Consider the following 23,214-nt stretch of genomic DNA (forward strand, 5'->3'; position numbering starts at 1 on the left):
GTGGCACGGCCCGCCGCCGTCCCGTCCCCGGGCGGGCGGAGCGCCCGCCCCGGGAGGGGCGTCGGGTCAGGGCATCGTGGGATCAGGGTGTCCGGGCGAACGCCCCCTCACCGATCCGCTGGACCTCACCCAGCCCGTTCGGCAGGTTGGCGAAGCTGGCCACGGCCCACGCGGTGGAGTACAGCGTGCCGCTGGCCATCTCCAACCCGGCGGGCATGGTGACCTCGGCGACGGCCCGGGAGCCGTCGGGCGAGATGCGCGTCAGGTTGCCGACCGTCGCGGGGTCGAAGCCGGCCGGTGGCGGGCCGTCACCCTCGGGAGCGCCCGCGATGACGTTCGAGACGTAGACGGTGCGGTCGTCGCCGACGGCGACCCCGGTGACCGACGTCAGGCCGTCGATGTGGCGCAGCACCTTGCCGTGCTGGTCGAGGACGTAGACCCGGGCCGCTCCCGGGGCCTCCGCGCCGAGGGTGCCGACGTAGATGAGCCCGTCCGGTCCCTGGGTGATCTCGGTCGGGACGGGGTCGCAGCCGACGGTGCCGGGGTTGTTCTCCGCCGTCGCGCACTCCGGGGTGCCGGTGATCACGGGTGGGACGAAGAAGGTGCTGATCGCCCCGGTGGCCAGGTCGATGGAGAGGACGTCGTTCGCACCGGCGTCGGCCACCAGCAGCCGGTCCTTCTGGGCGAGCACCGAGAACGGGTTGGACAGCGCGTCGACGGGCTGGCCGTTGACGAGCTGCACCTGGCCGTCGGGGTTGTTGGCCTTCTCGTAGGCGAGAAGGTCGAACGAGCGCAGGACCTTCCCGTCCGGCGTCGCCTCGAGGACGACGTTCTGCGGTTCACCGGCCGGCCGGGGCGGGGGTGGCGGGGCGCCCTCCTCCGGCGGCGGGCCGGCCTCGCCGACGGCGACGTAGATCAGCCCGTTCGCCGCGTCGACGCCCTGCGGATTGCCGAGGCCGCTGAGCAGCGTGCGCACCTTCCCGGTGTAGAGGTCCACCGAGGAGACCTCGCCGCTGTCGGACTCGGCGACGAGGAGCACCCCGTGGCTGAGCGTGCTCAGCTGGCGGGGGCCGTCGAGGCCGGTGGCGAAGGTGGTGATCGGTGGGATGCCGTGCTGGTCGCTGTGGGCGCTGGCCGTCGCCGGTGCCGCGAGCACGAGTGCCACGGCGGTGGCCGCGCCCGCGGCCGTCCTGTAGTGCCGCATGGATCTGTCTCCCTTGAGCAGGGGTTCCCCGAGGACGCGCAGGAACCTGCCAGGGACATGCGGCGTCGCGGACGCGACTTTGGTCCCGACTTCTGCCCCGGTGCGCGCGGCGTCGCAGGCGGTAGCAGCGCTCCTACGCCGTGATCCGGAACCGGCCCGACTCACTCGTCAGGGACAGGTCTCCTCGCGCTTCACCACACCGAAGTCGAGCTGCCCCTCGACGTCGCCGGTGACCCGCTGCCCGGGCGGCACGTTCTGATCGCAGACGATCCAGTTCGAGTCGAGGACCTGGTTCCGGCTGCCCAGCAGGTCGTGGGAGACGCTGTAGAAGACGCCGAGCTCCTGCACCGCGTCCTGCGCCGACTGCAGGTCCGAGCCGACGAGGTCGGGCATGACGAAGTCGACGGTGCTCGCGCTCGGGGCGCTGCTCGTCGCCTGCGGAGTCGGTGCCGGTGGGACGGTCGAGGACGGCGCGGTCGTCGTCGGGGTGGTCGTCGCTGCGGCGCGCGGCGCGGCCGAGGCGGACGCCGAGGACGACGACGTGGTCGCGGCTGCGGACGTGCCGGCCTCGCCGCTGAGGCCGCCCACCACCGCACCGCCGATGCCGATCACGGCCAGGCCGCCGACGACGACCCACCACGGCAGCGCGGAGGACTGCGGGCCGGCTCCCGTCGGGTGCGCCATCAGAAGACCGCGCGTTCCTGCAGGCTCTCGAGGGCCGACGCCGTCAGCGGCACCCTCACCACCAGCTCGGCCATGTCGTACCAGGGGCCGATCGCCCGTCGCTGGACGATGGCTTCCGCCGCAACGGCGTCGATGCCGGTGACGCGCGCGATCACCTCGGCCGGGGCGGTGTTGACGTCGATCAGGCCGCCGTCGTCGTAGCCGCGACCGAGGTCGGGACGGCCGATCCCGAGCTCACGCTGCAGGCCCGGGTTGGCCTCGATGAGCCGTCGCGTCTCCTCGCGGCGGGCCCGCGCGGCGAGCGCACGGGCGACGAGCGGGTCGGCGTGCACGGGCACGACGCCGCCCCCGCCGTAGACGGCGCGGCGGAGGGGGCGCAGCTGGATGCAGGCCATGACGATCACGAACAGCGCGCTGAGCCCGCCGATGGTGCTGAGCGTCGGGTTGCCCGACGTCCCGTCCGGCTGCTGCGGGGGCATCAGCGAGAACAGGACGACGAGGTAGATGCCGGCGGCGGTGTAGGTCAGCGCCAAGGTGCGGACATCGCGTCGGCCGAGCCGGGTCGCCGCGTGCCAGAACGGCACGGCGGCGAAGATCCCGGCCGATGCGATGGCCAGCACGAGGTACCAGCCGCCGGCCCGGAACCGCTCGCCGGACGTGGACGGCCCCCGCGGCGGAGGAGCCGGGAGGTAGGGCGGCGGGGTCACGCGGTTCCCTTCGGTGCAGCGGTTCGGTCGAGCGACGGTGCTCGGCGGCGCGGACCGCTGCCCCGCGGTGGGGTCAGCGAGCCACGTTGTCCCGGAGCTGCGCAGGCGACGGCACCGGCGGCTGCTCGCGGAAGCCCGCGTCGAAGCGCTGGGTGACGGCGATCTCGCCGGTGTCGGGGGCGGCATGCCGGCCGGCTCGCGGAAGAGCGAACTCGGCGGTCTGGTCGAGGAGGTGCTTGGCCACAGCTGGTCCCTTTCGTGGTCGTCGCACCAAGCTACGGAACGCCTGACGTCACATCCGGAACTGACACGGCATCTCCGGGGCGGGCGGGACCGGCGCGGCGTCTGGGGCGACCGAGAAGTCGACGGGTCGACATCCCCACGCGTCGCCCACCGGATGTGGCCTGGGCGAGTCAGAAGTCGCACATCCCGCACGTGCCGTTCCGGGACTTCTCCATGTTGTGCTTCTCGCAGATGTCGCCTCGCACGACCTCGACACCGGCGGGTGCCGCCTCCCCCGCCGGGGCGGTAGTCGGGCAACTCGATCAACGTCTCGGCAGACGGGTTGACGTACGTCTTCCCCGCCCATGCCACGGCCCGCCCACCCCGGCCGAGGGCGATGTACGAGCCGCTGTGGACGATCCAGACCTGGTCGTGCTCGACGCCGGAGAGGTGGCTCTCGATCAGCGGCCAGTTGCTCCGGGCGGCACCGAACTCCGGCAACGCCTCGGCCAGCGACGCGAAGTACCGCCGTCCCTCACCGCGCAGTTCACGCTCGCACAGCGTGCAGATCTCGCCGTCGGTGTCGGCGGCCTGGATGACCGGCTTGCCGACGAGGTGCGAACAGCCTCGAATGTGTCGCCGCCCGCCAGTTCCGGTGCGGAAGAGGGGCACGTCCGACGCGCTCACGCAGTGACTCCGTCCTGTTGGTCGCGAGCAGTGTCGATCAACGGTGTGACAGTTCGGGCCGGCCGCCGTCGGACGGTGGCTCCGATCAGCCGACTCAGCCCGGCGACGAGTGGGTGAGTCGCCGGACGACGGCCTCGCCGCCGACGCGGCGGATGAGCTCCAGGTCGCCGCAGACGACCAGCAGGTCGCGGGCGCGGGACAGTCCGACGTAGAGCATCTCCCGGGCGCGGGACTCGTCCCGGAAACCGTTCACCGCCAGGACGACGGCCGGCCGCTCGAGCCCCTTGAACCCGAGGACGTGCCCGTAGAACACGTCCTCGCCGTCCCAGAAGGACGACCAGTACGAGTCCTGGCCGGCCTGCTGACGGGCCGCCTGCTCGGGGTGCCGCCGGTAGGTCGTCAGCAGCGCGACGGCGTCGTACGGGTAGCCGTCGTCGAGCAGCCCCTCGATGGCGTCGTCGGCAGCATCGAGGGCGTCGTCGGTCGCGCACTGGACGAAGCGCACCGGCACGCCGTTACCGCCGCGGTTCTTCATCTGCGACGTCGTCAGGCTGCCGAAGGTGCCGGCGATCTGCTTGGTGTTGCGCAGGTTCTCGGTGAGGTTGATCGGCGTCAGGGCCACCGTCGGACGCCCCTGCCGGGCGAAGACCCGCTGCCCCTCGTCGGCGAAGACGTACAGGCAGCCGTCGTCCGGGGATCGGAGCGCGGCAACCACCGCAGGCCACCAGCTCTCGGCGAAGTCCTGCGCCTCGTCGATCACGATGGCGTCGAAGCGCTCCGCTTCGGGCAGCTGCCCGGCCAGGGCCACCATCTCCTGGGGCAGGAGCTCCTCCCAGTACGGGCTGTCGTCGTCCGATCCGGCGGGCACGCCCCACGCGATTCCGAGGTAGTGGAAGGTGCCGACGTAGGCGGGCTGCTGCTTGGCCGGCCACGTGGCGACCCGGCGCTTGAGGAACTCGGCGAGGCCGCGCGAGTAGCACATGACGGCGACCCGCTGACCCTCCGCGGTGAGCCGCCGCGCCTTCTCGAGCGCGAGCCACGTCTTGCCCGAACCCGCGCCACCGCGGATCTCGACGCGGGAGTTGCCCTCGAGCATGTCGAGGACGCGCGCCTGGTCGCGGGTGAGCAGATCGCACTCGGCCTCGCGCTCGTGCAGGCCGGCGACCAGGTCCTGCTGCGGGATGCCGACGCCCTGCAGGCACTCGACGAGCCGATCGACCTCCTCGGCCGTCGGTGCCGGCACGTCCTGCTCGAGCTGCCGGAGGGCCGACGCGATGCGGCCGGCGGCCCCCGGCAGGTCGGTCCGGTCGAGCACCAGCCAGCGCGGAGCGTCAGGGGCCGCGAAGTCCTCCGGCAGTGTCGTCGTGGGCAGCGCGACGAGGTGGACCATCCGCGGGTCGCCGGCGCTCCAGCGCCGGTCCTTGCGGAGGTAGTCGCGCAGCAGGTACTTGCACACCTTGGCCTGGTCGACCGGGCGGATCCGCTTGTCGATGCCGCCGCCGTGCTGGCGCCACTCCCCGTCCCGGAGAGAGACGCTGCCGCCCTTCACCTCGATGACGGCGATGCCGAACCCGGGCCAGGCGACGATGACGTCGGCCTCGCGGTCCTCCTTGCGGTCGGTGAACCGCTGCCCGCAGACGAGGACGGCGTCATCGGGCAGCTGCTCGCTCAGCGCCTCGGCGAACAGCCGCTCGGCGGGCGAGCCGAAGTCCGCGTCCGCCGGGAGGATGCGCGCCGTCACGCGGGGGCTCCGACCGCCGAGAGGGACTCCCAGTAGACCGCCTCGCTGATGACCCGGACGCCGAGCGCCCGCGCCTTGGCCGCCTTTCCCGACTGCGAGTGCGGGTCTGCGCAGACGAGCACGGCGGTCTGCTTCGAGACCGAGGTCGCGGGCACCAGTCCGGCGTCCCGCGCCGACTGCTCCAGGTCCGCGCGGGCGCGGCTCATGGCACCGGTGAACACGACCTTGTCCCCGGTCGCGAAGACCCCCGGCCGTCGCGGCAGGGAGACCTGCGCGCCGCTGCGGACGACGGCCAGGGCCAGGTCGACGTCCCGGCCGGTCAGCCCGAGCAGGACCGCGACCCGCTCGAGATCGGCCCGCTCCTCCGTGGTGACGACGCCGTCGGCGTACGCCGTCGTGGCGAGCGCCTCCAGGTAGATCCGGTGCGCCGCGACGACGTGGTCGGCACCGCAGCCGAGCTCGCCGGCGAGAGCCAGGAGCTGATCTGCCTCCGTGACGCTGACCAGCCGGTCCTCCAGCACCTGGTCGAGGACGGCGAGGTACGGCGCCATGCTCGGCGGCGCGTCGTCGAGCGCGGGCAACGCCGCCACCAGGCCGCCGAGATAACCGTCGCGCTGCCGGACCGCCGCGGTCGCGGCGGTCCGGGGCAGCGTCGGGCACGGCGGGCAGGGGTCGCCGGCGTGCACGGCAGCCGCCGTCACGAGGTCCGCCCAGCCACCGCCCATGGGCTCGAAGCCGAGGTAGCTGCCGTCCTCGGAGAAGTCGACGCGGAAGCCGGCACCGGCGAGCGAGCCCTGACCGAGGTCGGACGCCAGCATCGACAGCATCAGCTCGGCCGTGGCGCGGGCGTCGTGGAGCGCGGCGTGGGCCTGGGCGAGCGGGATGTCGAGGAAGCCGCAGAGCGCCTGCAGCGACCGGGTACCGGCGCCGAAGAACAACGGGGCCAGCCGCATCGTGCACAGCGACGGCGAGAGGGTGAACGACACCCCGGCGCGACCGAACTCACGCGCCAGGAAGCGCAGGTCGAAGAGCGCGTTGTGCGCGACGACGACCCGACCGGCGAGCAGCGAGCGGAGGTGCGGCGCGACGTCGCCGAAGAGCGGGGCGTCGACGACGTCGGCTGCCCGGATGCCGTGGATCGCCGTCGGGCCGACGTCCCGGCCCGGGTTCAGCAGCGTCTCGAACTCGGCCTCCACCTCGCCGCGGGAGTCGAGGAGGACGATCCCGACCTCCAGCACCCGGTCGGTCCGCGGGGACAGGCCCGTGGTCTCCACGTCGATCACGGCCACCGTCACGGCGAACCTCCTGAGCGCACTCTCGCGCCCCCGTGGCGCCGTCCGGACGCTGCCACAGCCCGACCGACAATTCCCCGAGTTTCGATCCGGACGGGCCCCGCATCCGCCACAGTCACCCCACCGCCCACACGAGTGGGCCGGCGGACCCCTCTGCTGGCGTCAGTGCGGCTCGACGATGCGGGCCAGTGCGCGCTCCAGCGCCGCTATCGCCGCCCGCCGCTCCACCGGTTCGGTGAGCGCGAGCAGCGGCACGTGCACATGGTGGGTGGTCGAGGAGGTCCGCTCGAGCCGGAAACCCGGGAACTCCGCGCTGACGGCGACGGCGTCCTCGGGGTCCAGGCCGACGGAGAGCGTCTGCGGACGCGCATAGGCGGCGACCCGCTCCTCCCCCAGCGGCCGCACGGCCACGTAGTGCGGCATGACCGACAGCGTCAGTGGGATCCGCTCGCCGAGCTCATCCACCAGCCGCTGGATGTGCGGATGCACCTTGACACCCGGCAACGCCTGGAACGACCGTGCGGGACCGGTCGGGCTCTCGGCCCGACCCGTCCGGGTGCGGTCCTTGCGAACCGGCCGGACGCCGAGCACCTCGACCGCGTCCCGACTGTCGGCGGAACGTCGGTAGAGCTCAGCGGGCTTGCCCATCACGCCGGCCCCAGGCTCCTTGCGGGCCGACTGGCCCGTGGGCTGGATGAGGCCCCTGCCGACCATGTAGCGCCGGAACGTGTCGATCGACGGGCGGGCCTCCCCCGCACCCGGCCGCGGCGCGACGGCGTCGTGCAGCGCCTGCAGGGCCTTGAGCGTGAACAGCTCACCGAGCAGGTGCGCCGGGTCCGGCTGGAGCGCGTAGTCCTGCCGCACGCGGTCGACGGCGAGGCGCACGATCTCGTCGTGGTCGAAGGGCTGCCCGGCGGCGTCCTCGACCGGCACCACCCGCACGTCGGGGCGGTTACCGAGCACCGGACCGACGTCCTCGGCGAGCAGGAGGACGGCATGGGCGACGGAGAGCACCCAACCGCGGTCGTCCCGGTCGGGATGGTCGAACACGTGCAGCTGCATGGGACGCGTCCCCTGGAGGCCGGCCTTCTCCGCGAGTGAGCGGAGCACGGCGTTGGCGAGCGTCTCCCCCTCGTGCAGGAAGGTGCCGGGGAGCGCCCACTCCCCCTCGTGCGCGCCGCCGTCGGGCCTTCGGTGCTGCACGACACCGAGGGAACCCGTGCGCACGTCGACGACAAGGACGGCCGTGTCGACCGCGACGGACGGCCGGGGGTAGTCGGTCAGTCCGCGGTTCGACCGGTCGTGGTGACGCCGCACGCTCTCGTTGCTCACACGGTTGACATTACCGGCATGTGTGCGTCAAAGTCTGATTACAAGCAAAAGTGCTTCGAAGTAGGGAGACGCCATGACCTCCTCCACCACCAGGCTGCACGTCGGGCAGGGCACGCACCGCGGTCCGCTCACCGTCTTCCCGATCTGGACGGACGCGCCGTCCACGCCCCGCGGGTACCTGACGGGGGCGTCCGCACCTGTCGACGTCGCGGAGCGCGCCGGCACGCCCGCCGTGGACCAACTGGTGCTCACCAACCGTGGCGAGCGCCCGGTTCTCCTGCTCGCCGGCGAGCTGCTCGAGGGCGGCTGGCAGACGCGGGCGCTGACCGCCACGACGCTGCTGGCGCCGGGCACGCCGTCCGTCGAGCGTGTGGTGTGCGTCGAGGAGGGCCGGTGGGGCGGCGACCTCGCCCACGCGCGGAAGGCGCGGCGCGTGCCCTTCGCCGTGCGCGCCCGGTTCGACCGCCCCGACGCCCAGCAGGCGGTCTGGGAGCGCGTCAGCCGGTACGACGCCGTCGCAGGGCCGTCGCACACCGGGTCACTGGCCGACCGGCTGGACCGCACCGCCCCCGCGGCCCGTGACCTGACTCGCGGGCTCCGCCCCCTCGCCGGGCAGCGCGGGCTCCTCGTCGGCATCGCCGGCCGCCCCGCTTGGCTGGAGGTGTTCGACAGCGGGCGGACGCTCGCCGAGCACTGGTCGGGTCTCCTGCACGCGGCAGCCCTCGACGGCCTGGGCAGATCGCCCCTCCGCACGCCGGGCGCGGCGGCACGCTCGTTCGCCGAACGTGTCGAAGGCACCCGGCACACTGCCGTCAGCCCGGCCGGTCTCGGCCGCCGGCTGTCCGGCGGCACCCATCTCCGCGTGGACGACGTCCGCTGGCACGACCGCACCATCCACCTCTCCGCCGTCCTCCAGGAGGCCTGAATGCTGTTCGACGAGGTGCGCCGCCGCGTGACCGAGAGCGTCGCCGACTGGGACGACGAGGACGTCCACCTCCGCGTGGAGGAGACCGCACGGCACCCCGTGCACGTGACCATCAGCAGCAAGCACCCCTCGACCTACTTCACCCAGCGGGTGGACCTGGCCGCCGACGGCACCGTCCACCTGCCGGCGCCTGACGACGGCTTCACCTCGGTCACTGCGACGGGCAGCAGCGCAAGAACGGCGACCAGCACGGAGGAGGCCGCTGCGCTCATCGCGGGGGCGGTGTCGGATGCCGTCCGGGTGCTGCGGGAGCTCCAGGCCAGGAACCTCGAGTGGGCCCGACCTGCCACCCAGCCGCAGGTGACGGCCGACGACCTGGCGGCGGCGTGCACGCTCTGGCAGGGCGGCCAGAACGTCGGGTCCTCACCGGTGCGCGCGGCGGCGCGGGTGCTCAGCGGGGTCCGCCACTACTTCCACGCGGACTTCATCACCGCCTATGAAGAGAAGGCCCGGACGACGCCTGAGGTCCTGGCCGCCGGCGTGGCCCTGTTGCGGGCGGTCAACGCGGCACAGCCACAGGACGCGGACGGCTGGCCCGCCCGCGTCGGGCTCCCTGCAGGCGGGTTCGCCGGTCGGGGCATCTCGTCGAAGCCCGCCGAGGACCCGCAGATCGAGAAGCGTCTGGCGACCGGGCGGATCGAGATGCCGCTCTGGGGCGTCTCCCTCTCCCCCGACGTGGCGGCCGGCTTCGGGACGCGGTTCCTGTTCGAGCTCGTCGGTGCGTTCCCCGCCGTCCCGGCCTGGGTGCACTCGGGCATCAAGGACGAGGAGCAGGAGCTGATCACCGGCGGGCAGTACCGGGTGCTGTCGCAGGAGGAGCGCGACGGGACCACGCACGTCCGGCTGCGCTGGATCGGCGCGAGCGGCGACAGGGTCGGCTCCGACGCGCTGCTGCTGTCCGTGCTCGGCGCCGTCTCCGACGTCATGGACAGCGAGCTGAGGCGAACCGCGGACGCCGAGACGCTGCGTCTGGGCCTGGGCCTGGGCCGCGACAACTGGGCGGAGATCACCCGGAAGGCCGAGTCGGACACCGCCAGAGTGGTCCGATATTGGGAGCTGGACGCCGACTGGAACGCCAAGGGCGACGATCCGTACACCCATGCCGCTGCCATCCGCGCGGCCTCACGGACGACCACCGTGACGGCGGACGTCAACTCGATCGTCGCCGCCGTCCTAACGGGCAAGGAGACCCCATGACCACGACCCTCGAGACACGCGCCGAGATGGGTGCTGGGCCGCTGAGCGAGCGTTTCGACGAAGCATTGGTGTTCGCGTCCCGGCACCACCGGGAGCAGCCGAGGAAGGGCTCGCGGGTGCCGTACATGTCGCACCTGATGAGCGTCAGCTCCCTCGTGCTCGAGCACGGCGGCACCGAGGACCAGGCAATTGCCGCACTGCTGCACGACGCGGTGGAGGACGCGCCGGCGGGCCAGGGCGGCGCCGTGCTGGCCGACATCCGGTCACGCTTCGGCGATGCGGTCGCCGACATCGTCCGGGCGTGTTCGGACGGCCTGGACGCCGACGGCAACCGGAGCGGGACGTGGGCGGAGCGCAAGCGGCCCTACGTCGCCGGCCTCGCCGACAAGCCGCTCGACGCGCTACTGGTCACGGCGGCCGACAAGACGCACAACGGGCTCTGCATCGCAGCCGACGTCCGCCGGTACGGGCGGGACTTCTGGTCGACGTTCAACGCGACCCGCGACGAGCTGCTCGGGTACTACACGAGCGTCGAGCGTGCGTTGGCAGAGCGGCTGCCCGCCACCTCCATCGCCGACGCGCTGCATCGCGCCGTCACCGAGCTTCTCGCCGCCGCCGACGTCGAGCGGGGTGAGGTGCCGGCGGCGATGCCGTAGCGGCTCACCGGTACCAGGGAAGACTCTCCCACCCGGGTCACCGCGGGCGGGTCGATACCTGCGAGACGTTGTCCCTTTCACACCTCTGTGATCGTCTTCGCGAGAGCGCGAGGAGGAGGTCAGGGTGGCCACGTCTATCGCTAGTTGGTACGCGAATCATTCACAGGTCGGGCCCGATGGCTCGCCGGACGACATGTGCGTCGAGCCGCAGGCTCCGTGGGACCTGGAGGCCACCGGAGGCTACTGACGGAGGTCTCGTCAAGTAGCGACAAGATCGACGGCGAAGCCGTCCTCGGAGGATCCGACCGGAAGGTCGGGGACTGGGGGCAGCTTCGCTGCTGTTCGGGCCGGATCAGCCGTCTTCGTGGGCGGATCGGCGGCCGTCGCGGGTCATCGGAGGCCCTGAGTGCCGTTCCGGATCGTTCGACCTCGATCGCCTAGGCGTCCTCGGACCTCACCGCCCCGCGCTGCTCGCCCAGATTGTCGCGGGTGCGCAGCAGCAGCCAATAGCCGTCCTCCGGCGTGCCACGGCGCATTGGCATCGAAAGCGGCGGCGAGCCTGGCCTCGATGAGCAAGTACGGCGGCCGGTCCGGCCGTGTGTAGACCAGCGGCCGGCGCGCCACAGGCCCCGACTGATCGCCGGCGCCCCAGGCGTAGCACCCGGCCGGCAGCGCCCCCAACCATTCCGGACCATCCCGGCCGCCGGACCGACCGCACCCGGTGAGCAGATCCCGGCGGGTGATCCGCCGGTATCTCTTCCCGAGCGTTGCGGGCGGCAGACCATGGAAGAACGTGGTCCAGCCGGATTGCCGATCCGGGCCTCCCACCAATCAGACTGGAAGTCGGATCCGTGCGCGAGGATCTGCGCCTCGGGGGACAGGTCGCCGACCCGCTGGGCGAACGTGTCGGTCGGCGGGGGCAGGGCCTGCCGCGCCGGATACGGCTCCGGATTGCGCACGGGGCTATTCACGGCCACGCTCAGTGCCCGTGCAACGCCGCCCGCGTCAGGCGACGGTTGCTTCGTGCGGCCGAGTGACGCCCAGAGTTGGTTCAGTCGCGTCGGTTGCCATCGGCTGCATCCAGCCGTCAAGGGTCTGCCAGTATGTCGCGTCGGCCTGCAGGTCTGTTTCGTACCGGAGCCTCCACAGCAGACCTGCGTCTGTGTGGGCACTCCAGGCCAGCAAGTAGTCCCGCAGAAAGGCGTTGATCGACTCGCCGCCTTCGTCGCAGGCGGCCTTCCACGGTTCTTGGTCCTGCAATTCGGCCAGCAGGCGGCGGGCTGGCGCAACTGGCGCCAGGCAGTCGAGGTTCTTCTTCTGAAGCCCCGCCAATTGACGGTGCATGAACTTGCGCTTGATGTCGCTGTCACCCCAGAACAGCCGAGTGTCGCGCAGGCCGTCGGCCACCTTGTCCGCCATGGCATTCGCGCCATCCATGATCGTGCCCATGGCCGCCATGAGCGTGGTCGCGTCCGCCGCTTGTTCCAGGTGGCGGCGGAGCCCGTCATCGCCGACCACCTTGAGCGGGTCACCCGAGCAGGCAAGGTTGTGCGCCTGGACGGCGGTCAGGCGGGCACCCCAGAGAAGGTGCAGGGCGGCCTCTGCCATCTCGCGCACGTCCGATGTCAGCGAGTAACTCCGATTCATGCCGGGCTGAACGGGACCGTCCATCGACGCGAAGAACCGGTCGAGAGCCTTGGCGACCAACTGCGCGAGCAGAACCAGATCGACCTCGTCGCGCTTGCTCGCGGACTTCAGCGCGTGGTTGAGGGTGTCGCGGAGATGGAGTTCTGCGACGTTGACGTCGATGCGTTCTGTGCGCGTCAGGAGATCACTGATCCCGGCCCGGACCTCCTGCAGTCCAACCTGCATCTCGCGCAGCATGCGCGTCTGCTTCTTGACCTCGAACAGGATCGCCGTGGAGATCGCAAGGTTGACGACAGAGACGCCGAGGTTGGCGAGTTGGACCGCACCTATCACGACGGAGGCGTCCGGTCCCGACGGCAGGGGCCCCGTCGGTGTGGGCAGCCCCAGGCCCGCCGCATCAGCGGATCCGACCGGGATGTAGCGGATCTTCCGCGGGTTTGAGATTGGCCCGTTGGTACCCATGACCTGGTAGACGAGGCGCACGGCCTGGCCGGGTCCGGTACTGGTGTACGGCGCTTCCACAGCCGCGCTCCTTCCGTTGCGTGGTGAACGTAGTGGCCGACGGTGACGATCAGGTCGAGCGACTCGCGCTGTGGTGCCAGCGCTCATCGAGCGTCCATGGGCGTCGACAGCCTGTGCCGCACCCCTCCTGGATGTCCAAGGCCGAACCCCCGTTCGAGGAGGCAGACACAACCGCTATAGCCCCACCGCTCCCGCCACCCCTCATCGAGCGAAGTCCTGTCAATAATGATCTTGAACACGGCGGGAACTGACCCTGCCCAGCAGGTTCGCGGTCCTGGTCAGCGGCTTCTGTCGTTACCCAGCCGGCCTGGCCACCACGCGGACTGGACGACAGGACGCGGGGCCGAGCAGCAAGTCAACCTGGACGTCGCGATCCCGGGGAGCCGCTGGCCAGACGGCTACCAGTGACAGATCTATCGATCGCGTGACCGCCGGGAGCCGCATGCCACGAGGGACGGCATCGGAGATCCGTCGCGCCGCACACGCCAATCGGCAGATTGGCTACAAGAAACTCGCCGCACTCCTGCGAGCGCGCGGGACGGATGTCACCAAGGCTCAGGTGGCCGAGGTCCTGCGGCGAGCACAGCCGGAACGGGCAGGCGGCCAGCCGCCCAAGAAGACCAGACGGCCGGCGCTGGTGGTGAAGGTGACCGCGGCGGTGCAGGCGAGCCGGACCGTTCACGAGACACCCCTCTGCCAGTCCTGCGGGATGCGCCTGAGCATTCACGCCATGTGCCGCTGCTCCTAGCCCATGTGGCGCTGCTCCTAACCTGCGAGGGCAACGATCTCGTGCACGTGTCTGGACCCCAGGCTGATCGCCTCGCGCTGCGAAGTTCGCACCTGCTTGGGTCCTTCCCCACCAGGAGTGACGAACGGGACGGATGAGTCCCGGATCCGCCCACAACGGGGCATAGCGCTGCTACGGTCCGCCGCGGTCGACACCACGGGGGATGCATGACTGCGTACGGCCGCGCTGCGCTCGAGCAGCTCCGCGACACCATCCGGGAGGCCAAGGGCGGGGATCCGCTGCGGCCGGTCACCGTCCTGGTGCCGAACAACATCGCCGGCATCGTCGCGCGCCGCTTCCTCGTGCAGGGCCTCGGCGACGGGCACGCCGGCGTGGCCGCGCTCTTCCCGACGACGATCGCTCGGCTCGCCGAGCAGCTGGCCGCACCGCGTCTGCACCCCCGCCGGCCCGCCACCACCCCTGTCGTGGCCGCGTCCTGGCGCGCGGCCCTGAGCAAGTCGCCGGGCGTCTTCGCCGAGGTCGCGAACCATCCGGCCACCGTCGAGGCGCTGGTCCGAGCGGGCAGGGAGCTGCGCGATCTCGACGACGTCGCCCTGAGCGCCGTCGCTACTGCCACGAGCCTCTCCCCCGACCTCATCCGCCTGTACCGCGACGTCCGCGACGGCTTGACCTCCAGCTGGTACGACGAGACCGACCTCCTCCGAGCCGCGACGGACATCGCCACCTCCGAGCCGCAGCGCGTTGCCGAGATCGGCACGGTCGTGCTCTACCTGCCGCAGGCCCTGACTCAGGCCGAGGCCGGCTTCGTGCAGGCGCTGAGCGGCACCGGCCAGCTGCGCGTCGTCGCCGGGCTCACCGGCAACGCGAAGGCCGACGCCGCCGTCCTCCGTTCTCTGGACCGCATCGACGTCGCAGCGCCCGAGGCGCCGGCGGTCCCCATGGCCAGCCGGGTGCTCACCGCATCCGATGCCGACGACGAGGTCCGCTGCATCGTCCGCGACGTCGTCAGGGCCCTCAAGACGAGGAAAGCCCACCGGGTCGCCGTCCTCTATGCCGCACGCAACCCGTATGCGCGATTGCTGCACGAGCACCTGGCCGCGGCCGGCATCACGGTGAATGGCCCGGGCACCCGCCCGGTGCACGAGCGCGCCGTCGCCCGCGCCGTCCTCGAGCTGCTGGAGCTCGCCACCAACGAGGTGCCCCGGGCAGACCTCTTCCGCGTCCTGGCTGCCGCCCCCATGCGCACTACCGACGGCGACCGCATCCCCGTCTCTCGCTGGGAGCGGCTGTCCCGCACGGCCGGTGTGGTGCAGGGCGACGACTGGGACCTCCGCCTGCGGCGCTATGCCGATGACCACCGTGAACACCTGGAGCAGGCGAAGCTCGACGGCGCCAGCACCGGGCTCGTGGCCCGGCTGGAATCGGACGTCCACAACGCAGACCAGCTCCGCGCCTTTGCCACGGGTCTACGAGGCGAACTGCACCGCGGCGCACAGCTGACCAGCTGGCGCGAGCTGAGCGACTGGGCGTTGGACCTCGTGCACTCGCTGATCGGCGAGGCCGAGGAACTCACGAGGCTGCCCGTGGAGGAGCAGGACGCCGCGGCCGCGCTCGAGCAGTCCCTGCGTGCCCTCGGCACCCTGGACAGCCTCGGGGCGCCCGCCGCGCTGCCTGCCCTCCGCGAGACGCTGGCCAGCCAGCTCGAGAGCGCCCTCCCCCGCGTCGGCCGGTTCGGCGACGGCGTCCTCGTGGCGCCGGTGTCGGCAGCGGTCGGTCTCGAGGCGGACATCGTCTTCGTCCTCGGCCTGGCCGAATCCCTCTACCCCGGCCGCCTCCGCGAGGACCCGCTGCTCCCCGAACGGGCGCGTGACGCGAGCGCCGGCCAGCTGCTCAGCTACCGCGAGCGGATCGACACCGCCCACCGCGCCCTCCTGGCTGCGTTCGCCGCAGCACCCGAGGTGGTGGCCTCCTTCCCACGCGGAGACCTCCGCACCAAAAGCCGGCACCTGCCCAGTCGCTGGCTGCTGCCGACGCTGCGGGAGCTGTCCGGCAACCAGAGCCTCTCGGCTACCCAGTGGGACAAGGCGCCGATCCACGGGCTCACCACCTCGCCGTCCTTTGCCGGCTCACTCACCACGACGCCGGACCCGGCGTGCGAGCAGGAGTGGCGCATCCAGGCCTCGCATGCGGGCGTGCGACTGGACGACGCCGTCGTGGCCGCCGCGCAGGAACTGTCCGACGGCCGGGACAGCTGCAGGTTCACCCGCTTCGACGGCGACCTGTCCGCAGTGGCCGAGGGCCTGCCCGACTACGCGGCCGGAGAGCGTGCCGTCTCCCCCACGGCCCTGGAGAAGTACGCCGGCTGTCCGCACGCGTACTTCATCGAGCGGATCCTCGGCGTCCAGCCGGTGGAGCAACCCGAAGACGTGATCACGATCAGCCCGGCCGACATCGGCACGCTGATGCACGAGTCCTTCGACGCGCTGGTCACGGAGTTCGCCGACGACCTCCCAGGATTCGGGGAGCCGTGGCGGGATGACCACCGCCGTCGCCTGGCCGAGATCGCCGACGTCACGGCCGCCCGGTTCGCCGACGACGGCCGTACCGGCCACCCCCGGCTGTGGCAGCAGACGCTGGTGCGCGTCCAGGCCGACCTGCAGGCCATGCTGGTCGCGGACGACGAATGGCGGGCGGAGCACCGCGCGCGCGTGCTCGCCAGCGAGCTGGCGTTCGGCATGCACGGGGCCGATCCGGTCGCCGTTCTCCTGCCGGACGGCGGCACGCTGCTCATGCGCGGATCGGCGGACAAGGTCGACGAGACCGAGGACGGCCGGCTGGTCGTCACCGACATCAAGAGCGGGAGCGCCACGTCGTTCAAGGGCCTCAGCGCCGACGACCCCGTCCTGGGCGGCTCGAAGCTGCAGCTGCCGGTCTACGCGCACGCCGCCCGACAGGCCTACGACCGGCCCGACGACGAGGTCGAGGCCGCGTACTGGTTCGTCCGGAAGGACAAGGGGCGCATCGCCGTCCCCCTGACTCCCGAGGTGGAGCAGGTCTACGCGGAGACGCTGCAGACGATCGTGGCGGGCATCCGCGGCGGCCTCTTCCCCGCGCGACCGCCGGAGAAGGACGACTACGCCTACGTGCAGTGCGCCTACTGCAACCCCGACGGCATCGGCCACGGCCAGGCCAGGTCGCGATGGCTGCGCACCAAGCGGGACCCGCGGCTGGCCGAGCTGGTGGCCCTCATCGAGCCGCTGCCGGCCGCCGACACCGACGGAGACGACGCGTGACCACTCCACTCTCAGACGCCGATGCCCGCCGGACCATCGGCGAGGACACCGGTGAGACGCTGTTCGTCGAGGCCGGCGCAGGCTCGGGCAAGACCAAGAGCCTGGTCGACCGGATCACCCGGCTGGTGCTCATCGACGGCGTGGAGATGCGGTCCATCGCCGCCGTCACCTTCACCGAGAAGGCCGGCGCGGAGCTGCGCGACCGGCTCCGCGCGGAGCTGGAGCGAGCCGGCGGCGAGCGCGCCGACCAGGCGCTCGACGACCTCGACGGCGCGGCGATCGGCACCCTGCACTCCTTCGCGCAGCGCATCCTCGGCGAGCACCCGATCGAAGCCGGCCTCCCGCCTCTGCTCGAGGTGGCCGATGAGCTCAGCTCCGCGGTCACGTTCGAGGAGCGCTGGGCCGAGCAGCGCAAGCGGCTGCTGGACGACGACGCGATCGCTCCGGCCCTCCTGCTGGCGATGTCAGCCGGCGTGACCCTGGACAACCTGCGGTCGCTGGGCAAGCTGTTCAACGCCGACTGGGACCTGGTCGCCGAGCGCGTCCTGGTCGGTGACGAGCCCGGGGTGCCGGAGCTGCGGGATCTCGACCGGTTGGTCCGGACGGCGGCCGAGCTCGCCGCGCGCGCCGACGACTGCACCGACGCCGGCGACAAATTGCTCCCTGACCTGCAGTCCATCGGCGCCTGGGGCCTCCGCCTGGACGCGGCCGTGGATGCGGCGCAGCGGCTCGAGGTGCTGCGCGACGCCACGGGCCTCAAGACGCGGTACGGGCAGGCCAAGAACTGGGGCGGCAAGCCGGCGCTCGACGAGCTCAAGGCGGACTGCAAGCAGCTCATCGCTGACGCCGGCGAGCTGGTGGACGAGGTCCTCGAGACGACGCTGCGGCTGCTCAGCCGGTGGATCGCCGCGCGGGTCCTCGAGGCGGCAGAGGAGCGCCGCGCGGCCGGCCGGCTGGAGTTCCACGACCTGCTCGTGCTCTCGCGGGACCTGCTGCGGCGCCGGGCCGACGTCCGCGCCGCTCTACAGGCGCGGTATCCGCGGCTGCTGCTCGATGAGTTCCAGGACACCGACCCCATCCAGATCGAGCTCGCGGTGCGGATCGCCGGTGGTGCGGAGGCGGTGCAGGAGCGGTGGGAGGACGTCGCCGTCCCGCCCGGATCGCTGTTCGTCGTCGGGGATCCCAAGCAGTCGATCTACCGGTTCCGGCGCGCGGACATCGGCATGTACCTGCGCTCGCAGCGGGTGATCGGCGACGACGTCCGCCTGACGACGAACTTCCGGACGACCAAGCCCATCGTCTCGTGGGTCAACGACGTCTTCGGCCGGCTGATCGTCGCCGAACCGGATGTTCAGCCGGCCTACACGCCGCTGGTCCCACGGCGTGAGCCGGCCGCCGGCTCGCCGGCTGTCGTGGCGCTGGGCGCGGACGCTCATCCGGACAAGCTCTCGGCCGCGGAACTCCGCGAGCTCGAGGCGGCGGACGTCGCCGGGGTCATCCGGCGGGCGATCGCCGAGGGCTGGCAGATCTTCGACGAGGACGACAAGACCTGGCGACCGGCGCGGCTGGCGGACATCGTCGTCCTCGTGCCGGCGCGCACGTCGCTGCCCTTCCTGGAAGACGCCCTGGATGCGGCCGGCATCCCGTACCGGGCCGAGGCGAGCTCGCTGGTGTACGAGGCGCAGGAGGTGCGGGACCTGCTGGCCGCCGCCCGCGCCATCGCGGACCCGAGCGACGGCCTGGCGCTGGTCACCGCGCTCCGGTCGCCGCTGTACGGCTGCGGGGACGACGATCTGTGGGCCTGGAAGCGCGACGGCGGAGTGCTCAACCTGCTGGCGCCGGTGGACGGGGCCCGCGCCGGGCATCCGGTCGCGCAAGCGCTGGAGCACCTGCGCCGGCTGCACTACCGGTCGCGCTGGATGGCGCCGAGTGAGGTGCTCGCGGCGCTCGTCGCGGAGCGCCGCATGCTCGAGGTGGCCGCGCCCGGCCCGTGCGCCCGGGACCAGTGGCGACGGCTGCGCTTCGTCGTCGACCAGGCGCGGGCGTGGTCAGAGTCCGAGCACGGCGGGCTGCGCGCCTACCTGGCGTGGGCGGCGCAGCAGGGCGAGGAGACGTCGCGGGTTGTCGAGGCGTCGCTGCCGGAGACCGACGCCAGTGCGGTGCGGGTGATGACGATTCACGCGGCCAAGGGGCTGGAGTTCCCCATCGTCGTCATGAGCGGCATGACCGCGGGGCCGCGCAACCAGTCCGGAGTGCGGGTGCTGTGGCCGGCGACCGGCGGCTACGAGGTGTCGCTTCGCAAGGGCGTGACGACCGGCGACTTCGACGTGGCCGCGCCGATCGACGAGCAGATGGACGACCGCGAGCGCCGGCGGCTGCTGTACGTGGCCGCCACCCGGGCACGGGACCACCTCGTGGTCTCTCTGCACCGGTCGGCGGCCTCCTCGACGCAGACGGCGGCACGGTTGCTGGCGGACGACGGGCTCGCAGCAGAGGGGGCGGAAGCGTGGTCGGCAGCGGAGCTTCCGGCTGATCTGCCGGCTCTCGTGGAGCCGACTGCGCCGACCACGCCGCGGGAGTACGACGAGTGGCTTGCCGAGATGACTCAGGTGCGGGAGTCCAGCGCTCGTGTCTCGGCGATGTCGGCTTCGGGGCTGGAGGGCACGGAGCCGTCGGCGGTCTTCGGTGCTGACGAGCCCGGTGGTGCCAAGGGGCCGCTCAACATCGAGCTGCCCGCGTGGTCGAAGGGCCGGTACGGCACGGCGATCGGCCGGGCGGTGCACGGGGTGCTGCAGTCGATCGACCTGGCCACCGGCGCGGGCCTGGACGACGCGGTGGCCGCGCAGTGCGTCTCCGAGGGCGTGGAGAGCCATGCGGATGTCGTGACCGCGCTGGTTCGATCCGCGTTGTCGTCGGAGGTGGTGCAGCGGGCGGCTGCCCGCGAGCACTGGCGGGAGATGTACGTCGGAACGGTGCAGGCCGATGGGACCGTGCTCGAGGGCTACGTCGACCTCGTCTACCGGGAGGACGACGGCTCTCTGGTGGTTGTCGACTACAAGACCGACGCCATCCCCGCCGAGGCCATCGCCGCCCGCGCGCAGTACTACGCGCCGCAGATCCGGACGTACGGGCGCTTGCTGATGGCCGCTGGCGGCGCGACCTTCGTGGACCAGCGGCTCGCATTCCTGACACCAGCCAGGGCACACGTCGTCCCTGCGCCGTCGACAACGACATGAAGACCATTGATGGATCTCGGAGGCGCTGATGGTTGAGTCACCTGGCACCTGGCACGACTCGGACCCGACAAGGAAGGTCGACTGGCATGTGGCGGTAACTGCGTGGGTGCAGGCCACCGAAGGCATTCTCGAGGGGGTCGCCTCCACCTACGGCAGCTCGATCACGTACGAGCAACTCGCTCACCAGTTGTTCGAGAAGACCCGCTACCGGACGCGCATGATGCTGGGCCACTGGATCGGTCAGGTGCTCGGACCGGTGCAGGCTGCCACCCTCACCGAGGGCAAGCCCCCTCTGTCAGCTCTGGTCGTGAGGGCCGGGACCGGTGGCGTGGGCGACGGGTACGTCAACCACGAGCACCCCGGGGGCTTCGCCTCGTTCGCCGAGCGGCAGCGTGCCGCCGCCGTCGACCGCCTCACCTGCTACCGCGCGTACTGCGACCATGTCCCCGACGACGCAACACCACAGATGACGGCGCTCTTCATCGCCAAACGGACGTCGCTCGACACCGTCGAGCGGACACCCCGCCAGAAGCCTGCGCCCCCTCCTCCCAAGATCTGCTCTACCCACAACATGGTGCTTCCCGCCAGCGGTCGCTGCGACTACTGCGCCTAACCGCTTCGAACCGCTGACCGTCGTGGGGCAGACTGCCTGATCACTGGCGCCCGTCATCGGGGCGGTACCCGAGCTCGGCCAGTCGCCGTCGGGCGACGCCCAGCTCAGCTTCGGTGAACAACGGCGCAAAGCGCGGGTCGAGGACAGTCGCCTCGACGCTGTGCCTGAGGAGTCCATCTGCAGCCAAGGTCCGCAGCAACCTCAGCGGCTTCTCTCGCCCGAGCAGGAACCGGGCCAGCCGAAGCGCTCCTGATTCGACCAGCTTCTGGCCCCACCACTCGTTGAGGTAGTCACTGATCTCGAGCAGGTTGCCGTCGAGTTGCTTCTGAAGAAGCGCTTCGAGCTCATCGAGGTCGTCGGGGCCCTTGGCGACGCCGGCAGTGAATGTCGACTCGTGTCCATCCCGGATTGCCGTGCCCAGCTCTGAGGACTCGCCGGAAGGACGTGACGTGGCGTGCGACTCCGATTGGCCGGCCAGCACGTAGTGCGCACCGCGCCCGGCCCCGCGCAGTTCCAGGAGGCCTTCATCGGCCAACCGGGCGAGGAGACGTTTGGCATCGACCCGGTCCACATCGAGCAGGTGTCGAACCATCTCATTGGTCAGGGGCCCTCGAGCCGCAAGCTCCAACACCAGCTGCGCCTTGTCGCCGAAGGCCACGTCGTTCGAACGGCTCACCGGCTGTCGCGTGCTGGTCAGCGTCGGGCTTGCGGTAGGAACCCTCGGCACGTGGTCCGAGGTTCCCGTGAGGACATAGTGCGTCCCCTTCGTGGCGCCTCGCTTCTCCAGCAGCCCTTGCTCGGTCAGGGCGCCCAACACCCGTCGCGCTTCCTCGGAACCGATGCTCAGGAACTGGCGCACGACCTCGTTGGTCAGCGCACCATCCGTGGCCAACTCGAGGACGAGGAGGCGCGTCTCCTCGTCCACTGCTCCGTACGACCGGGCTGCGTGGGCGACAGCAGGGGCTGGCCGGGCATCCGGCTCGCTGCTCGGCGGTATCGCTTCCGGCCGCGGCTGGGCCGGTACCGCAGGGGGGATCACCTCTACCTGGATCGGCGCTCTCGTGGTCGGCAAGACCGAAGTGGTCGGCCCCGCGGTTGCCCGCATCAGCGGCACGCCGGGGGGCGCCTCGTCGACCTCCTCGAGCTCCGCGTCGGCCTCGCCCTCCGTGGCGGGCAGATCCTGCGGCGTCCAGTCCACCGGGGGCTGGCCGTCCGTTGCGATGCACGCAGGCCCGATGCCGCGCTTGTCGAGCGTGACCCAGAGATCGGCGAGCGCGCCCTCCGGATCCAGGTAGTACCTCGACTCGCGAATCCGCCAGAACTGCCAGCCGCAGCGTCGCAACTCCAGCTCGCGCGCAAAGTCACTGGTCACCTGCTCCGGCGAGCTGTGCCACGCGTCCCCGTCGCACTCGACGGCCAACTTGCCCTGCGCCCCGGTGACGACGAGGTCGATCCGCCGACCATTCACCTCGACCTGCGGGGTCACGTGGTAGCCGCGCTGCTGGAGCCGCCGGAAGACACGCTGCTCGAACAGGCTGTCGAAGTGGGGGTGCCGCTCGTCCTCTCCCACGTCCCCCGGCATCGGCGCTGCGGCGGCAACGGGCATCGACGCCATGTACGACAGCAGTTGGGACCGCAGATCATCCTGGCGCAGCTGGTCGGCCATCACGGAGTGGAACAGCCACAACTGGTCACGCGCACGCGATGCCGCGACGTTGTACGAGCGCTGGGCGTCCAACCGGGTCTGCGATGCCCGCTTGTGGTCCGGCGCTGTGACCAGGCTCAGCAGGACGACATCTCGCTCGTCCCCCTGGAACTCCGGAGGCGTGCCGACGCGGATATCGCGACGCTCCCACTCCTCCGGCTCGACCCGGTTGAGCAAGGCATCGCGGATGAGTCCCACCTGCGCCTGCCCTTGAAGGACGATTACGCCGAACGTCTTGCCGTCGTAGTCCGGATCCGCCAGACAGCCGACCAGCGCTTCGACGATCGCCTCCGCTTCGACCTCGTTGCGCAGCAGGGCGTTCGCACCCTCGATGTACGCCCCAGGCACGAACGAGGTCTTGAGCGGGGGCAAGCGATCCGCACCGTGCTGCCGAACCGGGACGAGCGGGGCGTCTCGGTAGAACATCTGCGACGACCACGTGATGATCTCCGGCATGCACCGGAAGTGCTCGCGCAGCCGGATGACCTGACCGAACCGAGTGCGGAGGATGGAGAAGACGCTGGATCGCGGGGTGAAGGTGGATCGCAGATAGTTCGGCATGTCCGGAAGCAGGGTGTCCAGCCGTTCGAACACCTTGTCTAGCGCCCCGTGCTTCACCTCCGACGGGGGTGCACTGCTTGTCATCGCCCACGACGATCACGCGGGGCGCGAGCCAGAGCAGGAACAGGTTCTCGATGCCGACCTGGCTCGCCTCGTCGACGATCACGACGTCGAAGGCGTTC

The 23,214-nt window shown here is 71.4% G+C and carries 15 protein-coding genes; 6 read left to right on the top strand and 9 right to left on the bottom strand.

Annotated elements, in window-relative coordinates; translation table 11 throughout:
* Positions 1–82: 82 nt before the first annotated feature.
* The 7 genes from JKP75_RS12555 to JKP75_RS12585 all read right to left on the bottom strand — a co-directional run bounded on the left by JKP75_RS12555 (position 83) and on the right by JKP75_RS12585 (position 7,869).
* On the bottom strand, positions 83–1,204 hold the full coding sequence (locus JKP75_RS12555; RefSeq protein WP_200490913.1) for a ScyD/ScyE family protein: 1,122 nt from the start codon (positions 1,202–1,204) through the stop codon (positions 83–85).
* Between the two features lie 168 nt (positions 1,205–1,372).
* Positions 1,373–1,888 (bottom strand): PASTA domain-containing protein, encoded by a 516-nt coding sequence (locus JKP75_RS12560; RefSeq protein ID WP_200490912.1) that lies wholly within the window; start codon positions 1,886–1,888, stop codon positions 1,373–1,375.
* Positions 1,888–2,595, bottom strand: a complete 708-nt coding sequence (locus JKP75_RS12565; RefSeq protein ID WP_200490911.1) for a helix-hairpin-helix domain-containing protein — start codon at positions 2,593–2,595, stop codon at positions 1,888–1,890. The genes JKP75_RS12560 and JKP75_RS12565 overlap by 1 nt, the downstream gene beginning before the upstream one ends.
* A 73-nt stretch (positions 2,596–2,668) precedes the next feature.
* The gene (locus JKP75_RS12570) at positions 2,669–2,839 is read right to left on the bottom strand and encodes a hypothetical protein (protein WP_200490910.1); all 171 of its coding nucleotides are present in this window, start codon (positions 2,837–2,839) and stop codon (positions 2,669–2,671) included.
* A gap of 759 nt (positions 2,840–3,598) precedes the next feature.
* On the bottom strand, positions 3,599–5,245 hold the full coding sequence (locus tag JKP75_RS12575; protein ID WP_200490908.1) for an NERD domain-containing protein: 1,647 nt from the start codon (positions 5,243–5,245) through the stop codon (positions 3,599–3,601).
* Positions 5,242–6,540 carry a 3'-5' exonuclease gene (locus JKP75_RS12580; protein WP_200490907.1) on the bottom strand — a complete coding sequence of 433 codons (1,299 nt, stop codon included), beginning with the start codon at positions 6,538–6,540 and terminating at the stop codon, positions 5,242–5,244. Before JKP75_RS12580 ends, JKP75_RS12575 begins: the two co-directional genes overlap by 4 nt.
* A 159-nt stretch (positions 6,541–6,699) precedes the next feature.
* Entirely contained in the window at positions 6,700–7,869 is a 1,170-nt protein-coding gene (locus tag JKP75_RS12585; protein ID WP_309229798.1) for an NUDIX domain-containing protein, read from the bottom strand.
* Between the two features lie 73 nt (positions 7,870–7,942).
* Between JKP75_RS12585 and JKP75_RS12590 the strand changes: the two genes are divergently transcribed.
* Genes JKP75_RS12590 through JKP75_RS12600 form a run of 3 tightly spaced genes read left to right on the top strand, consistent with a single transcriptional unit; the run spans position 7,943 to position 10,707 of the window.
* A complete protein-coding gene (locus tag JKP75_RS12590; protein WP_200490906.1) occupies positions 7,943–8,794 on the top strand; it encodes an ARPP-1 family domain-containing protein in 852 nt (283 codons plus the stop codon).
* Positions 8,795–10,051: a hypothetical protein gene (locus tag JKP75_RS12595; RefSeq protein ID WP_200490905.1), complete on the top strand. Its 1,257-nt coding sequence runs from the start codon at positions 8,795–8,797 to the stop codon at positions 10,049–10,051.
* Entirely contained in the window at positions 10,048–10,707 is a 660-nt protein-coding gene (locus JKP75_RS12600; RefSeq protein ID WP_200490904.1) for an HD domain-containing protein, read from the top strand. The genes JKP75_RS12595 and JKP75_RS12600 overlap by 4 nt, the downstream gene beginning before the upstream one ends.
* A gap of 1,005 nt (positions 10,708–11,712) precedes the next feature.
* Here JKP75_RS12600 and JKP75_RS12605 read toward each other — a convergent pair.
* Positions 11,713–12,876, bottom strand: coding sequence for a hypothetical protein (locus tag JKP75_RS12605; protein WP_200490903.1), 1,164 nt, complete (start codon positions 12,874–12,876; stop codon positions 11,713–11,715).
* 954 nt (positions 12,877–13,830) lie between these two features.
* On the opposite strand from JKP75_RS12605, the gene JKP75_RS12610 reads away from it, so the two are divergent.
* From JKP75_RS12610 to JKP75_RS12620, 3 genes are all read left to right on the top strand, one after another.
* Complete coding sequence (locus JKP75_RS12610; RefSeq protein WP_200490902.1) at positions 13,831–16,917, top strand: PD-(D/E)XK nuclease family protein; 3,087 nt, start codon at positions 13,831–13,833, stop codon at positions 16,915–16,917.
* Positions 16,914–20,153 carry a UvrD-helicase domain-containing protein gene (locus JKP75_RS12615; RefSeq protein ID WP_200490901.1) on the top strand — a complete coding sequence of 1,080 codons (3,240 nt, stop codon included), beginning with the start codon at positions 16,914–16,916 and terminating at the stop codon, positions 20,151–20,153. The genes JKP75_RS12610 and JKP75_RS12615 overlap by 4 nt, the downstream gene beginning before the upstream one ends.
* Before the next feature lie 106 nt (positions 20,154–20,259).
* On the top strand, positions 20,260–20,766 hold the full coding sequence (locus JKP75_RS12620) for a hypothetical protein (RefSeq protein WP_200490900.1): 507 nt from the start codon (positions 20,260–20,262) through the stop codon (positions 20,764–20,766).
* A 40-nt stretch (positions 20,767–20,806) separates the two neighbouring features.
* On the opposite strand, the gene JKP75_RS12625 is transcribed toward JKP75_RS12620, so the two are convergent.
* Positions 20,807–23,116: an AAA domain-containing protein gene (locus JKP75_RS12625; RefSeq protein ID WP_309229799.1), complete on the bottom strand. Its 2,310-nt coding sequence runs from the start codon at positions 23,114–23,116 to the stop codon at positions 20,807–20,809.
* Positions 23,117–23,214 lie beyond the last annotated feature (98 nt).

Origin of the sequence: Blastococcus sp. TML/M2B, from assembly GCF_016612865.1 — a bacterium.
Lineage (GTDB): Bacteria > Actinomycetota > Actinomycetes > Mycobacteriales > Geodermatophilaceae > Blastococcus.